The sequence below is a fragment of the Rhodobacter sp. CZR27 genome, from assembly GCF_002407205.1.
Lineage (GTDB): Bacteria > Pseudomonadota > Alphaproteobacteria > Rhodobacterales > Rhodobacteraceae > Cereibacter_A.
The window spans coordinates 2,849,097-2,864,041 of the sequence record NZ_CP023548.1; the positions used below are offsets into that span (position 1 = coordinate 2,849,097).

At 69.4% G+C, this 14,945-nt stretch carries 13 protein-coding genes; 11 read left to right on the top strand and 2 right to left on the bottom strand.

What is annotated here, in order from left to right; translation table 11 throughout:
• Window positions 1–43 precede the first annotated feature (43 nt).
• Window positions 44–1,066 carry a sugar ABC transporter substrate-binding protein gene (locus CK951_RS13885; RefSeq protein WP_096786715.1) on the bottom strand — a complete coding sequence of 341 codons (1,023 nt, stop codon included), beginning with the start codon at window positions 1,064–1,066 and terminating at the stop codon, window positions 44–46.
• 197 nt (window positions 1,067–1,263) lie between these two features.
• Between CK951_RS13885 and CK951_RS13890 the strand changes: the two genes are divergently transcribed.
• From CK951_RS13890 to CK951_RS13935, 10 genes are all read left to right on the top strand, one after another.
• The gene (locus CK951_RS13890) at window positions 1,264–2,487 is read left to right on the top strand and encodes an ROK family transcriptional regulator (RefSeq protein WP_096787268.1); all 1,224 of its coding nucleotides are present in this window, start codon (window positions 1,264–1,266) and stop codon (window positions 2,485–2,487) included.
• 126 nt (window positions 2,488–2,613) lie between these two features.
• Window positions 2,614–5,463 (top strand): monovalent cation/H+ antiporter subunit A, encoded by a 2,850-nt coding sequence (locus tag CK951_RS13895; protein ID WP_096786716.1) that lies wholly within the window; start codon window positions 2,614–2,616, stop codon window positions 5,461–5,463.
• On the top strand, window positions 5,463–5,798 hold the full coding sequence (locus CK951_RS13900; protein WP_096786717.1) for a Na+/H+ antiporter subunit C: 336 nt from the start codon (window positions 5,463–5,465) through the stop codon (window positions 5,796–5,798). Before CK951_RS13895 ends, CK951_RS13900 begins: the two co-directional genes overlap by 1 nt.
• A gap of 52 nt (window positions 5,799–5,850) precedes the next feature.
• Window positions 5,851–7,362, top strand: a complete 1,512-nt coding sequence (locus CK951_RS13905) for a monovalent cation/H+ antiporter subunit D (RefSeq protein ID WP_096786718.1) — start codon at window positions 5,851–5,853, stop codon at window positions 7,360–7,362.
• The gene (locus CK951_RS13910) at window positions 7,359–7,850 is read left to right on the top strand and encodes a Na+/H+ antiporter subunit E (RefSeq protein ID WP_096786719.1); all 492 of its coding nucleotides are present in this window, start codon (window positions 7,359–7,361) and stop codon (window positions 7,848–7,850) included. The genes CK951_RS13905 and CK951_RS13910 overlap by 4 nt, the downstream gene beginning before the upstream one ends.
• The gene (locus CK951_RS13915; RefSeq protein WP_096786720.1) at window positions 7,847–8,116 is read left to right on the top strand and encodes a K+/H+ antiporter subunit F; all 270 of its coding nucleotides are present in this window, start codon (window positions 7,847–7,849) and stop codon (window positions 8,114–8,116) included. The genes CK951_RS13910 and CK951_RS13915 overlap by 4 nt, the downstream gene beginning before the upstream one ends.
• 5 nt (window positions 8,117–8,121) lie before the next feature.
• Window positions 8,122–8,499, top strand: a complete 378-nt coding sequence (locus tag CK951_RS13920) for a Na+/H+ antiporter subunit G (protein WP_096786721.1) — start codon at window positions 8,122–8,124, stop codon at window positions 8,497–8,499.
• Window positions 8,500–8,692: 193 nt separating this feature from the next.
• Window positions 8,693–9,991 (top strand): sodium:proton antiporter NhaD, encoded by a 1,299-nt coding sequence (gene nhaD / locus CK951_RS13925; protein ID WP_096787269.1) that lies wholly within the window; start codon window positions 8,693–8,695, stop codon window positions 9,989–9,991.
• 79 nt (window positions 9,992–10,070) lie between these two features.
• Window positions 10,071–11,063, top strand: a complete 993-nt coding sequence (deoC, locus tag CK951_RS13930) for a deoxyribose-phosphate aldolase (RefSeq protein WP_198402357.1) — start codon at window positions 10,071–10,073, stop codon at window positions 11,061–11,063.
• A gap of 4 nt (window positions 11,064–11,067) precedes the next feature.
• Window positions 11,068–13,398 carry an aldehyde dehydrogenase family protein gene (locus tag CK951_RS13935; RefSeq protein WP_096786722.1) on the top strand — a complete coding sequence of 777 codons (2,331 nt, stop codon included), beginning with the start codon at window positions 11,068–11,070 and terminating at the stop codon, window positions 13,396–13,398.
• A gap of 9 nt (window positions 13,399–13,407) precedes the next feature.
• Here CK951_RS13935 and CK951_RS13940 read toward each other — a convergent pair whose 3' ends face one another.
• Window positions 13,408–13,962 carry a YqgE/AlgH family protein gene (locus CK951_RS13940; RefSeq protein ID WP_096786723.1) on the bottom strand — a complete coding sequence of 185 codons (555 nt, stop codon included), beginning with the start codon at window positions 13,960–13,962 and terminating at the stop codon, window positions 13,408–13,410.
• A 139-nt stretch (window positions 13,963–14,101) separates the two neighbouring features.
• On the opposite strand from CK951_RS13940, the gene CK951_RS13945 reads away from it, so the two are divergent.
• Window positions 14,102–14,899, top strand: a complete 798-nt coding sequence (locus tag CK951_RS13945; protein ID WP_096786724.1) for a protein-disulfide reductase DsbD domain-containing protein — start codon at window positions 14,102–14,104, stop codon at window positions 14,897–14,899.
• Window positions 14,900–14,945: the final 46 nt, after the last annotated feature.

Consider the following 14,945-nt stretch of genomic DNA (forward strand, 5'->3'; position numbering starts at 1 on the left):
CCCGCCCGTCACGACCCGGACCCGGTGCCCGGGTCCGATCCATTCATCCCCAGCAGAGCTCCGCGCCCTTGGTGCTGTCGATCGACTCGACCCCCTCGACCGGCTGGTCGGTGACCAGCGCCACGCCCGTGTCGGTGAAGGTCTTGCCCTCGGTCGGCGCAGGCTTCGTGCCATCCTTGGCAAAGGCCGCGATGGCCTCGACGCCCAGCGCCGCCATCTGCAGCGGATACTGCTGCGAGGTGGCGCCGATCACGCCATCCTTGACGTTCTGCACGCCCGGGCAGCCGCCATCGACCGAGACGATCAGCACGTCGGCCTCGCGGCCGATCGACTTCAGCGCCTCGTAGGCGCCGGCCGCGGCCGGTTCGTTGATGGTATGGACGAGGTTGATGGTCGGGTCCTGCGCCAGCAGGCTCTCCATCGCGCGGCGGCCGCCCTCCTCGTTGCCCTGCGTGACCTCGTGGCCCACCACGCGCGGGTCGGTCTCGTCGCCCCAGCGGTTCGGGTCGCCAAGGTCCACGCCAAAGCCCTGCAGGAAGCCCTGCGAGCGCAGAACGTCCACCGAGGGCTGCGACACGTCGAGGTTCAGCAGCGCGATCTTCGCGTTCTCGGCTTCGGCGCCCATCTTGGCCTTGGCCCACTTGCCGATCAGCTCACCCGCCAGGAAGTTGTCGGTGGCGAAGGTGCCGTCGGCCGCGTCGATCGGGTCAAGCGGCGTGTCGAGCGCGATCACCAGAAGCCCCGCGTCCCGTGCCTTCTGCACCGCCGGCACGATGCCCTTGGTGTCCGAGGCGGTGATCATGATCCCCTTCGCGCCGTCGGCGATGCAGGTCTCGATCGCGGCCACCTGGCTTTCACTGTCGCCGTCGATCCGCCCGGCATAGGACTTGAGCGTGATGCCCAGTTCCTGCGCCTTGGCGGTGGCGCCTTCCTTCATCTTCACGAAGAAGGGGTTGGTGTCGGTCTTGGTGATCAGGCAGGCGCTGACCTCCTGCGCCAGCGCCGGAACCGCGGACAGGGCAAGCGCCGCCGCACCCCCGAGAAGGGTGGTCTTGAATTGGGTCACGATGTCTCCTCCCAGAACCCGGGCCGTTCCGCCCGCCGTTTCGCAATGCGCAAGCGTTCCTCCCGCCGCGACGCCTTCATGGAAGCCGATTCCCGGGCGTCCGTCAATAAATAATTCACTCTTATTTAATATTGACAGGACAGCACGGGAGGAGCCCAATGGCCCACGAAGCCCTTCCAGCGGGCGAGGAGAGCAAGGTGAGACAGGGACAGGAGACGGTGGATCATCCCGTGACGTCCAAGCCGCGTCTGCGCGGCTCGAACCAGAGCGGCATGCGCGCCCACAACGAACGCCTCGTGCTGTCCCTCGTGCGGCGCGAGGGGGCGTTGGCGAAGTCCGACATCGCGCGGATGACCGGGCTTTCCGCGCAGACCGTCTCGGTGATCATGCGAGCGCTCGAGGCCGATGGTCTGCTGCGGCGCGGAGAGCCGATCCGCGGCCGGATCGGCCAGCCCTCGGTGCCGATGTCGCTGGCGCCGGACGGCGCCTATTTCCTCGGGCTGAAGATCGGCCGCCGCTCGCTGGAACTGACGCTGATCGACTTCCTTGGCCAGCCGGTTGCCTCGCGGCGCCGGATCTATGCCTATCCGACCCCCGATGCGGTGGTGGCCTTCACCGCCGAGGCCCTGCCGGCGGTGCTGCGCGAGCTGCCGCCCGACCGGCGCCAGCGCGTCGGCGGCATGGGAATCGCGATGCCGTTCCAGCTCTGGAACTGGGTGCAGTATGTCGGCGCGCCGCAAGCCGAGATGGATGCATGGCGCAACCGCGACATCCAGTCCGAACTGTCGACACTGGCCGGGATGCCGGTCCATGTCCAGAACGACGCGACGGCGGCCTGCGGGGCCGAGCTGGTCTTCGGCACCGGCGAGCGGCCGAAGGACTTCCTGTATTTCTACTTCGCCTATTTCATCGGGGGCGGGCTGGTGCTGAACGGCCATCTCTTCACCGGGCGCACCGGCAACGCGGCAGGGGTCGGGCCGATGCCCGTGCCCGGGCGCGACGGGCAGATGCGGCGGCTGCTGAACGTGGCCTCGATGTCGGTCCTCGCTCAGGCCATGGAACGCGCCGGCGAGGATCCCTCGACCCTGTGGGTGAACCCGGACCACTGGGACGTCAGCGAGCGCGTGCTGTCCGACTGGCTGGACGATGCGGCGGCGGGGCTGGCCTCGGCCACGCTGAGCGCCTCGGCGCTGGTCGAGATGGACACGGTGATGATCGACGGCTGGATGCCCACCGGAATCCGCGCCGAGATCGTCCGGCGCACGACCGCCGCGCTGCACAGGCTGGACCTGTCGGGCATCGAGCCGCCGCTGATCCGCGCCGGCACCGTCGGCGCCCAGGCGCGGGCGCTGGGGGCGGCCGCCATCCCGCTCTCGCAGCGCTATCTGGTCGAAGCCTGGGGCGCGACGGTCGAAAGCTGATGCAATCCGGCCCCGTTCGGGTTGACTTGTGAAGGCCAGAGCACCAACTTGGCCCAAACCCGTCCGAACGTGAAAGATTTTCATGAACCAGCGTCGCACCGCAGCTGGAAGGGAGAGGCCGGCGGCATGTCCCTGGCCCTGATTGCAGCCCTTCCCTTCCTTGGCGCCGCTCTGCCTGCCCTCATGATCCGGTCGGGCCGCGATGCCAGCGCCCTGTCGGCCGGTGCGGTCACCGCCCTCGCCCTGCTGATGCTGGCCCTTCATGCACCCGCCGTCCTGTCGGGAGAGGTGGTCACGACGCGCATCGACTGGATGCCGGCGCTGGGGCTGAATGCCAACTTCTTCCTTGACGGGCTGGGGCTTCTCTTTGCCGGGCTGATCCTGGGGATCGGGCTTCTCATCATCCTCTACGCGTGCTTCTACCTCAGCCCGCGCGACCCGATGGGGCAGTTCTACAGCTATCTGCTGCTGTTCCAGGGCGCGATGCTGGGGATCGTGCTTTCGGACAACATCCTGCTCCTGCTGGTGTTCTGGGAACTGACGTCGCTCTCGTCCTTCCTGCTCATCGGCTACTGGAAGCACTTGCCCGCGGGCCGGCAGGGCGCGCGGATGGCGCTGACCGTCACCGGCATGGGCGGGCTCTCGATGATCGCGGGCATGCTGATCCTGGGCGGAATCGCCGGCAGCTACGACCTGACGGTGATCCTTCAGTCGCGCGATGCGATCCAGGCGTCCGAGTGGTATCTGCCCGCGCTCGTGCTGATCCTGATCGGCTGCTTCACCAAGTCGGCGCAGTTCCCGTTCCATTTCTGGCTGCCGCACGCGATGGCCGCACCGACGCCGGTGTCGGCCTATCTGCATTCGGCCACGATGGTGAAGGCGGGGCTGTTCCTGATGGCGCGGATGTGGCCCGCGCTGGCCGGCACGCCCGAATGGTTCTACCTCGTCGCCACGACCGGCCTCGTGACCATGGTGATGGCGGCGAAGATCGCGCTGTTCAAGGACGACCTGAAGGCGCTGCTGGCCTTTTCCACCGTGTCGCATCTGGGCCTTGTCACCATGCTGCTGGGCTTCGGCACGACCGCGGCCGCGACGGCGGCGATCTTCCACATCATCAACCACGCGACCTTCAAGGCGGCGCTGTTCATGGTGGCCGGCATCGTCGATCACGAGGCGCACACCCGAGACCTGAAGCGGCTCGGCGGGCTTCGGAAACTGATGCCGGTGACATTCGCCATCGCGACCGTGGCCACCCTGTCGATGGCCGGCATCCCGCCGCTGAACGGCTTCCTGTCGAAGGAAATGATGCTCGAGGAAGCCTCGCACACCTTGTGGGCCGGCGAGGCGTGGCTGATGCCGGTCTTCGCGACGCTGGGGGCGCTGTTCTCGGTGGCCTATTCCTTCCGCTTCCTCGCCCACGCCTTCCTCGGGCCGGTGCGCGACGACTATCCCCACCGCCCGCACGACCCGGGCTTCGGCATGTGGGCGGCGCCTGCCGTTCTGGTGCTGCTCGTGCTGGCGATCGGCCTCGCTCCGATGGCCGCGGCGGGCTGGCTGGTCGATGCGGCCGCCGGCGCCACCACGGGCGAGGCCGTGCACGCCCATATCGCGCACTGGCACGGGCTGACGCCCGCGCTCTGGATGTCGGTGGCGGCGGTGGGCGGCGGTCTCGTGCTGCTCGGGCTGCACGGGCCGCTGATGCGCGCCTGGCTCGCCACGCCGCGGCCCGAGGCGAAGCGGATCTTCGACGGCCTGATCGAGCCGCTCGCCTCGGTGGCGGCGGTGGCCAGCGCCCGGCTGCACGACGGCGCGCTGACCCGCTATTTCGCCATTGCCGTCACCGCGATCGTGGCGGGCGGAGGCGCCGCCTTCCTGTCCGGCAGCCATCTGCCCGGCCTCCGCGCCCTGACGCCGGTGGATGTGGTGCCGGCGGTGGGCTGGGTTCTGCTGGTCGTGGCGACGGTGGCGCTGGTGCTGCGCCATCACGACCGGCTGCTCGCCCTGATCCTCGTGGGCGTGGTCGGCCTCGTCGTCTCGATGGGCTTTGCCTATCTCTCGGCCCCCGACCTCGCCCTGACGCAGATCCTGGTCGAGGTCGCCACGGTGATGCTGCTGCTGCTCGCCCTGAACTTCCTGCCCGGCCACAGCCCGGCGGAAAGCCGCAGGGGCCGCCGCCTCCGCGATGTGGCGATCTCGGTCGCGGGCGGCCTGGGTGCAGGTGGGCTGATCTACGCCCTGATGACGCGCGACGCGGCCTTTTCCAGCATCGCGGGATACCACCTTGCCAATGCCAAGACGGGCGGCGGCGGGACAAACGTGGTCAACGTGATCCTGGTCGATTTCCGCGGCTATGACACCTTCGGCGAGATCACGGTGCTTGGCATCGCGGCGCTGGTGATCTTCGCGATCACCGAGACCATCCTGCGCGCCGGTCCGGCGAACGACCGCCTGCTCGCCTGGGCGAAGGGCCACCGGAAGGGCGGCGACCGTCACCCGCTGCTGCTGGTGGTGGCCACGCGCATGATGCTGCCGGTGGCGCTGATGGTCGGGATCTTCATCTTCCTGCGCGGCCACAACCTGCCGGGGGGCGGCTTCATCGCCGGCCTCGTGGTCGCCATCGCCGCGCTGATGCAATACATGGCCTCGGGCTTCGGCTGGTCAGCGGCGCGCAAGCGCGTCGAATACCATGCGCTGATCGCCTGCGGAGTGCTTGTCGCGGCGGGGGCAGGCGTGGGGTCCTGGTTCGCCGGGCGGCCGTTCCTTACCTCGGCCTACGGCTATGTCCACCTGCCGCCGCTGGAGGAGTTCGAACTGGCCACGGCCATGATCTTCGACACGGGGGTGTTCCTTGCGGTGCTGGGCGCGGTGATGCTGGCGCTGGCCTCGATCTCGCGCATCGCGGTGCGGGCCGGGGAAGAGGTCGCCTCGGCGCCCTATGACATCGACCTGCCCCGCGACGGCTTCGGAGAGCGCTGATGGAGGTCCTCGTCGCTTCCGCCGTGGGCATCCTGACGGCCGCCGGCATCTACCTGATCCTCCGGCTCAGGACCTTCCCGGTCATCGTCGGGCTCGCGCTGCTCAGCTATGCCGTCAACGTCTTCATCTTCGCGAGCGGGCGGCTCGCGGTCGGCCTGCCGCCAGTGCTGTCCAAGGCGGCGCAGGGCTATACCGATCCGCTGACGCAGGCGCTGGTGCTGACGGCCATCGTGATCTCGTTCGGCATGACGGCCGTGATCGTGATGCTCGCGCTCGGCGCCTTCCTCGAAAGCGGATCCGACCGGATCGACACCGACGACGAGGGCGAGGCATGACCGTGCTTGCGATCCTTCAAGCCGACCCTGCGCCCGGCCACGGGGGCGCGGCATGAACCACTGGATCATCGCCCCCGTCGTCCTGCCGGCGATCCTCGCGCCGCTCATCGTGCTGTTCATGCGGCACGATCTCGTGCTGCAACGGGTGTTCTCGCTTGCCGGCACCGGGGCGCTCTGCGGGGTGGCCGCCGTCCTGCTCGTCACCGCCGGTTCCGCCCCGCCCGAGGCCTATTTCCTCGGCAACTGGCCCGCGCCGTTCGGGATCGTGCTGGTGCTCGACCGGCTGGCCGCGCTGATGGTGGCGCTGACCGCCTTCCTTGCGCTGATGGTGCAGCTTTACGTCATCGGCACCGACTGGGACACGCGGGGGCAGCATTTCCACGCGCTGTTCCAGTTCCAGCTGATGGGGATCTGCGGCGCGTTCCTCACCGGCGACGCCTTCAATCTGTTCGTGTTCTTCGAGGTGCTGCTGATCGCGAGCTATGGCCTGATGATCCACGGCGGCGGAAGGGTCAGGCTGCGCTCGGGCGTGCAATACGTGGCCTACAACCTTCTCGGCTCGACCCTCTTCCTGTTCGCGCTGGCCACGATCTATTCGGTGACCGGCACGCTGAACATGGCCGATCTGGCGGTGAAGGTCGCAGCCCTCCCCGAGGGCGATGCGGCGCTGGTCCGGGTGGCCGGGGTGCTTCTGCTGATGGTCTTCGCGATCAAGGGCGCGCTGGTGCCGTTCCAGTTCTGGCTGCCGGGCACCTATGCCTTGGCGCCGGGGCCGGTCGCCGCGCTGTTCGCCGTGATGACCAAGGTCGGCGCCTATGCGGTGATCCGGGTCTTCAGCCTGATCTTCCCGTCGGGGACCGCAGCGACGGCGGGCCTTTTCGCGGATCTGCTGCTGCCGGCGGCGCTGGTGACGCTGGCGCTCGGCGCGGTAGGCGTGCTGGGGGCGGCAAGCCTCGGGCGGCTCGCGGCCTTCGGCGCCATCGCCTCGATGGGCACGCTGTTCACCGCGATCTCCGGCTTCCGGCCCGAGACGACGGCGGCCGCGCTGTTCTACCTCGTCCACTCGACGCTTGCGACGGCGGTGCTGTTCCTCGTCGCGGACCTCGTGACCGACCGGAGGCATGACGACGCCCTGTCCCGCCCGCGCCCGCCCATCGCGCAGGAGGGGCTGATCGCCGCGCTGTTCTTCGCCGGGTGCATCGCCATGGCCGGGATGCCGCCGCTGTCGGGCTTCCTTGGCAAGCTGCAGATCCTTGACGCGATGCGGGGTCGGGGAATGGCGGTCGTCTGGGCCACGATCCTTGGCACCTCGCTGGTGATGATCGTGGGCTTCGCCCGCGCCGGCAGCCTGCTGTTCTGGAAGTCGCACGAAACGCTGTCCGAGAGCGAGCCGCACCGGCCGGAGTCCCTGGGCTTCGTCGCGGTCGGGGGGCTGCTGGCGGGGCTTGTCGCGCTGACGCTGGCGGCGGGGCCGCTGAGCGGGCAGTTCGCCTCGATCGCGGACGAGTTGCACGCGCGCACGCCCTATATCGAGGCCAATGCGCTGCCGGAGCGTCAGCCATGATCCGGCGCCTGCTTCCCCATCCCTGGCTCTCGCTGACGCTTATCGTCACCTGGATGCTCCTGGTGAACAAGGTGGCGCTGGGAAGCCTCGTCTTCGCAACGATCCTTGGCGTCGCAATCCCGCTCTACGTGGCGCCCTACTGGCCGGGCCGGACGAGGCTGCGCAGCCCGGCGCGGCTGGTGGCCTATGTGCTGCTGGTGATCTGGGACATCCTGAAGGCCAATATCGCGGTCGCCAAGATCGTGCTGTTCTACCGCAGCGAGTCGATACGCTCCGCCTGGATCACGGTGCCGATCGAGCTGACCACGCCCGAGGCGGTCGCCATGCTCTCGGGCACGATCACGCTCACGCCCGGGACGCTGGTGGCGGACCTGTCGTCCTGCGGCCGGGTGCTTCTTGTCCATTGCCTGCACGCGCCGGACCCCGATGCGGTGCGCGACGAGATCAAGACCCGCTACGAGGCCCGCCTGAGGAGGATCTTCGAATGATCGCGATCGCGCTGACCTATGCGCTCGGCTGTTTCGGCGTGGCGCTCCTGTGCAACCTCTGGCGGCTGATGCGCGGCCCGACCGTGGCCGACCGCATCCTCGCGCTCGACACGATGGTGATCAACATGATCGCGCTGATCGTGCTCTACGGCATCCGAGAGGGCGGGCCGCTGACCTTCGAGGCGGCGCTGCTGTTCGCGATGACCGGCTTCGTGTCGACCGTGGCGCTGGCCAAGTTCGTCCTGCGCGGCAACATCATCGAGTGAGCGCCATGGAAACCGCCTTCGAGATCCTCGTCGCGCTTCTGCTGGTCGTGGCCGGCACCTTCGGCCTGATCGGCAGCTTCGGCCTCGTGCGGCTGCGCGATGCGATGCAGCGCCTGCATGCCCCGACCAAGGCCACCACGATCGGCGTGGGGGCGGCACTGGTCGCCTCGGTGATCGACCTCTACCACTACCGCGCGGCGTTGACGTGGCAGGAGCTTCTGGTCGCGGCCTTCCTGTTCATCACCGCGCCGATCACCGCTCTGTTCCTCGCCCGCATCCACATGCACCGGTCGATCCCGCGCAAGGCGCTGCCCCCCACCGGCACGGCACAGGACTGGGCGACCTTCGATGCCCGGATCAAGGACGCGGATCCGGACATCTAGCCCCCCGCCCCGGCCACGGCTGAGCTTCACCGGCACGGCCCAGGACCGGGCGACCTTCCATTCCCGCATAAGGGACCCGGTCCCGAACATCCCCGCCCCGGCCCCGATGTCGCGGCCGGCCACAGCTGCGCTTGACCGGCGCGCCGCCGCATGGTTCTGGAGCGGCGCGTTCCTGTCGCGAAAGGCCCTCACCATGCTCGATCTCACCTCGCACTGGGCCGGGATCCTCTCCCTTGTCATCTTTGCCGCCGCCTATGTCCTCGTCGTGCTCGAGGAAACCACCCACATGCGGAAGTCCAAGCCCGTCATGCTGGCGGCCGGACTGATCTGGATGCTGATCGGCATCGCCTATGCCCTCGCCGGGCGGAGCGAGGAGACCTACGAGCTTTCGGCCCACATCATCGAGGAATACGGCGAGCTTTTCCTGTTCCTGCTGGTGGCGATCACCTACGTCAACACCCTCGAGGAGAGGCGCGGCTTCGAGGTGCTGCGCGCGAAGCTCGTGGGCCTCGGGCTCAGCTACCGCGGCCTGTTCCTGCTGACGGGGGGCATCGCCTTCCTGCTGTCGGGCATCCTCGACAACCTGACGACGGCGCTGGTGATGGGCACGGTGGTGATGGCGCTCGGCTCGCACTCGCCGCGCTTCGTCACGCTGGGCTGCATCTCGATCGTGGTCGCGGCCAATGCGGGCGGCGCCTTCACGCCCTTCGGCGACATCACCACGCTGATGGTCTGGCAGAAGGGCAAGCTCGAGTTCTTCGAGTTCTTCTCGATCTTCTTCCCGTCGCTGGTCAACTGGCTGGTTCCGGCGGCGATCCTCTACTTTGCCGTCCCCCACGGCACGCCGGTCCCCCACGAGGAACGGGTGCGCGCGAAACCCGGCGCGCTGGGGGTGGCGATCCTCTTCGGCCTGACCATCGCCACCGCCGTCAGCTTCAAGAACTTCCTGCACCTGCCGCCGGCGCTCGGGATGATGCTGGGCCTCGGCTACCTGCAGATCTGGTCCTACCTGCTGAAGCAGAAGGGCACGCGCCGCGGCGACGACGACATGGTGCTGGAAAGCTTCCACCAGATCCAGCGCGTCGAATGGGACACGCTGCTGTTCTTCTTCGGCATCATCTTCGCCGTGGGCGGCCTTGGCGTGCTGGGCTACCTGACGCTGGCCTCGCAACTCCTTTACACCGACCTCGGGCCGACCTCGGCCAATGTCATCATCGGCGCGCTCTCGGCCATCGTCGACAACATCCCGCTGATGTTCGCGGTGCTGACGATGGACCCGCAGATGTCGCATGGCCAGTGGCTGCTCATCACGCTGACCTGCGGGGTGGGCGGCTCGATGCTGTCGATCGGCTCGGCCGCTGGCGTCGCGCTGATGGGTCAGGCGAAGGGCGCCTACACCTTCTTCGCCCACCTGAAATGGACATGGGCCATCGCGCTCGGATACCTCGCCTCGATCGCGGTGCATCTGGTCCTGAACGCCCACCACTTCTGACGGCGCGTCAGGTCCCGCCTCCCTTGCGCCGCGGGCGGCCTCCGTGCCACCCTGCGGCCCAACCGGGAGGGAGGACCCCTTGCAGACGAACCTGACACCGGGCGCGGTGGCGCAGTTGCCGCAACTGGCCCATCCGCGCAATCCCGGCATGGCGCTCGATCTCGACTGGGTGGCCGCGGTGCAGGCCAACACGCCGGCGATCACCCGGCGCGCGGCAAGCCTTCCGGCGCGGCGCAGCCTGAAGAAGGAGCATCAGGCGGCCTGGCTCTGCAAGGCGATCAGCCTGATCGACCTGACGACGCTCGCCGGCGACGACACGCCCGGCCGGGTCCGCCGCCTCTGCGCCAAGGCGCGGCAGCCGGTGCGGCCGGACATCCTGCACGCGCTGGGGATGGAGGGGCTGACCACCGGCGCGATCTGCGTCTATCACGAGATGGTGGAAACGGCCGTGCGGGCGCTGGAGGGCTCCGGCATCCCGGTCGCCGCCGTCTCGACCGGCTTTCCGGCCGGGCTCTCGCCCTACCGCCTGCGCATCGCCGAGATCGGCGAGAGCGTGGCGGCCGGCGCCTCCGAGATCGACATCGTGATCTCGCGCCGCCATGTGCTGACCGGCGACTGGGCGGCCCTCTACGACGAGATCCGCGAGATGCGGCAGGCCGCCGGCCCCGCCCACATGAAGGCGATCCTCGCCACGGGCGAATTGGGAACCCTCAGGAACGTCGCGCGCGCGAGCCTCGTCTGCATGATGGGCGGCGCCGACTTCATCAAGACCTCGACCGGAAAGGAGGCGGTGAACGCCACGCTTCCCGTCTCGCTCACCATGATCCGCGCCATCCGCGACTACGAGGAACGCACCGGCTTCCGCATCGGCTACAAGCCTGCCGGGGGGATCTCCAAGGCGAAGGACGCGCTGGTCTACCTCACCATGATGAAGGAGGAGCTGGGCCATCCCTGGCTTCAGCCCGACCTCTTCCGCTTCGGCGCCTCGTCGCTGCTGGGCGACATCGAGCGGCAGCTCGAACACCACGTGACCGGCTGCTACAGCGCCGCCAACCGCCATCCGATGGGGTGATGCCATGTCCGTCCGCGACATCTTCGAGAGTATGAGCTACGGCCCCTCTCCCGAAAGCCCAGCCGAGGCGCTGGCCTGGATCGAGCGCCACGGCGCCACCTTCGGCCACTGGATCGACGGCGCCTTCACGAAGCCCGGCCAGATCTTCGCGACGGAGAACCCCGCGACCGGCGCCTTGCTCGCCCGCGTCAGCCAAGGCTCCGAGGCGGATGTCGATGCGGCAGTCCGCTCCGCGCGCAAGGCGCAGGCCGACTGGGCGAAGCGGTCAGGCCACGAGCGCGCCCGTGTCCTCTATGCGCTGGCGCGGCTGGTGCAGAAGCGTGCGCGGCTTCTGTCGGTGCTCGAGACGCTGGACAACGGCAAGCCGATCCGCGAGAGCCGGGACATCGACGTGCCGCTGGTGGCGCGGCACTTCCTCTATCACGCGGGCCTCGCGCAGCTTTGCGAGGCCGAATATCCGGGGATGGAGCCGGCAGGCGTCGGTGCCGCCGTGATCCCGTGGAACTTCCCGCTGCTGATGCTGGCGTGGAAGGTCGCGCCCGCGCTGGCCGCAGGCAATGCGGTGGTGCTGAAGCCGGCCGAGCAGACGCCGCTGACCGCCCTCCTCTTCGCCGAACTCTCGCGCGAAGCCGGCCTGCCGCCGGGCGTGCTGAACGTGGTGACCGGGGACGGCGCGACCGGCGCCCTTCTCGTCGCGCATCCGGGCGTCGCCAAGGTGGCCTTCACCGGCTCGACCGAGGTGGGCCGCCAGATCCGGGAGGCCACAGCCGGCAGCGGCAAGGGGCTGACGCTGGAACTGGGCGGCAAGTCTCCGTTCATCGTCTTCAACGATGCCGACCTCGACTCGGCGGTCGAGGGGCTGGTCGACGGGATCTTCTTCAACCAGGGGCAGGTCTGCTGCGCCGGTTCGCGCCTTCTGGTGCAGGAGGACGTGGCCGATCGCTTCCACGCCAAGCTGAAGCGCCGGATGGAGCGGCTGCGCGTCGGCGATCCGCTCGACAAGTGCACCGATGTCGGCGCCATCGTGGATCGCGGGCAACTTGACCGGATCACCCGCATGGTGGATGCGGCCGAAGGCGAGGTCTTCCGCGCAGCCGAGCCGCCCGAGGGCTGCTACTGCGGGCCCACCCTGATCACCGGCCTCGCACCCGCCTCGCCCCTGATGCAGGAGGAGATCTTCGGCCCGGTCCTCGTCTCGACCACCTTCCGCACCCCGGCCGAGGCGGTGGAGCTTGCGAACAACACCCGATTCGGCCTTGCCGCGACCATCTGGACCGAGAACGTGAACCTCGCGCTGGGGATCGCGCCGAAGCTGAAGGCGGGCGTGGTCTGGATCAACGCCACCAACCTCTTCGACGCCGCCGCGGGTTTCGGCGGCGTCCGCGAGAGCGGTTTCGGACGCGAGGGCGGCCGCGAGGGCTTCCTCGACTGGCTGAAGCCCGTAACCCGCCCGAAGCCGGCCCGCCGCCTCGCGCCCATGCCCGAACCGAAGCGGCCCGAGACCACCGGCATCGACCGCACGGCCAAGCTCTTCATCGGCGGCAAGCAGGCCCGTCCCGACGGAGGCGGCAGCCGTGCGGTCTGGACGGCCAAGGGGCAACTCATCGGCCACGCGCCGCTGGGCAACCGCAAGGACATCCGCAACGCGGTCGAGGCCGCCCGCACGGCCAAGGGCTGGCCCGCAACCAGCGCCCATAACCGCGCGCAGGTGCTCTACTACATCGCCGAGAACCTCTCGGCCCGCGCCGAAGAGTTCGCGCGCCGGCTCCGCGACCTGACCGGAGAACCGGGCGAGGCCGAGGTCGAGGCAGCCATCCGCCGCCTCTTCACCTGCGCCGCGTGGGCGGACAAGGTCGAGGGCGCCGTGAAGCCGGTGCCGCTCGACGGGATCGTGCTCAAGCTGAACGAACCCGTCGGCGTGATCGGCATCCTCTGCCCGGACGAGGCGCCGCTGCTGGGGCTGGTCGGGCTGGTCGCGCCCGCCATCGCGATGGGCAACACCTGCGTCGTGGTGCCGTCCGAGCCCTTTCCGCTCGCCGCCACCGACTTCTGTCAGGTGCTGGAGACCTCGGACCTGCCGGCCGGTGTGGTGAACGTGGTCACCGGGCGGCACGCCGAGCTTGCCGCTCCGCTGGCCGGTCACATGGACCTGGATGCGGTCTGGTGCTTCTCGGGCGAGGATCTCTCCGGCACCGTGGAGCGGGAAGCGGCATCGAACCTCAAGCGGACCTGGGTCAGCCACGGCCTCGCGCGCGACTGGATGTCCGAGGATTGCCGCGACCACCTGCGCGCCGCGATCGAGACGAAGACGGTGTGGCTGCCCGCGGGGGAGTGAACCCGCGCCTCACGCCCGCCCGGCGGCGGAGGACAGGCTCAGCGGGTCGATCCCCATGTGGCGCAGCATGCCGCTCCACTTGCCGGGGTCGTCGTCCGAGAACACCAGTTCCGCCGGCGCCTCGGCGGTCAGCCAGTCGTTGCGCTGCACCTCGGCCTCGAGCTGGCCCGGGCCCCACCCCGAGTAGCCCAGCGCCATCAGCGCGGAGGTCGGCCCCTGCCCGCGCGCCAGCGCCTCGAGGATGTCCACCGTCGCCGTCATGCCGAACTTGCCCGAGACCAGCATCGTGGCGCCGACGCTCATGTAATCGGGCGAGTGCAGCACGAATCCCCGCCCGCGCTCCATCGGCCCGCCGACATGCACGCGGATGTCGCGACCGTTCGGCGCCTTCGGGATGTTGAGCTGTTCGAGCATGCCGGAAAAGCTCAGGTCGTTCACCGGCTTGTTGATCACGAGACCCATGGCGCCCTCGGGCGAATGCGCGCAGATCAGCACGAGGCTGCGCTCGAACCGCGGATCGGCCATGCCCGGCATGGCGATGAGAAGGCTTCCCGACAGATCCATGACGCGTGTCCCTTTCCCCGAGTATGGAGCGCGCCGGGCTTCGGCTCAAGAGGGTCGCGCGGCCACAGTTGCGCGAGGCCGGCGGCCCGTCGCCGGAATGTGACTTCCCATCGTCCGCGCCTCGCCTCAAGGTGCGGCCATGCTGACCCGCCTTCTCCTCGCCTCATCCCTCGCCGTCGCTGCGCTGCCCGCCGCGGCCACCACGCAGGACGACATCGTCCGCGCCGATGTCCTGCCCGGCTGGCGCGACGGCGGCCGCCACTTCGCCGCGCTGCGCCTCCAGCTCGCGCCCGAGTGGAAGACCTACTGGCGCAGCCCCGGAGAGGTGGGCATCCCGCCCGAGTTCGACTGGAGCGGGTCCGAGAACCTCGGCTCGGTCCGGCTGCACTGGCCGGCGCCGCATGTCTTCACGCTGAACGGGATGCGGACCATCGGCTACCGCGGCGTGGTGGTGCTGCCGTTCGAGATCGAGCCGCTCGATCCCGCGCGCCCCATCCGCCTGCAGGCACGCGTCGATCTGGGCGTCTGCCGCGACATCTGCGTGCCGGCGGCGCTGGAATTCGCGGCGGACCTGCCGGCAGAGGGAACACGCGACGCGGCGATCGCGGCGGCGTTGGACTCGCGGCCGGAATCCGGTCGCGAGGCCGGCCTCGGACGGATCTCCTGCCGGGTGGAGCCGATCTCCGACGGCCTGCGGCTGACGGCCGAGCTTGACCTGCCCGCAACCGGCAGCGACGAGGTGGTGGTCGTCGAATCCGGCTCGCCGTCGATCTGGGCCTCCGAGGCAGTGGCCTCGCGCAGCGGGGCGCGCCTGACCGCGGTGTCCGACATGGTGGGGCCGGGGGGCGCGCCCTTCGCGCTCGACCGCGCGGCCCTGACGGTCACGGTGCTGGGCGACCGCCGCGCGGTGGAAATCCGGGGCTGCCCGGCGCCCTGAGGCGCCACCGCCGCGACTGCGGCCGCGGCAGCGGGGGCTCGATGCC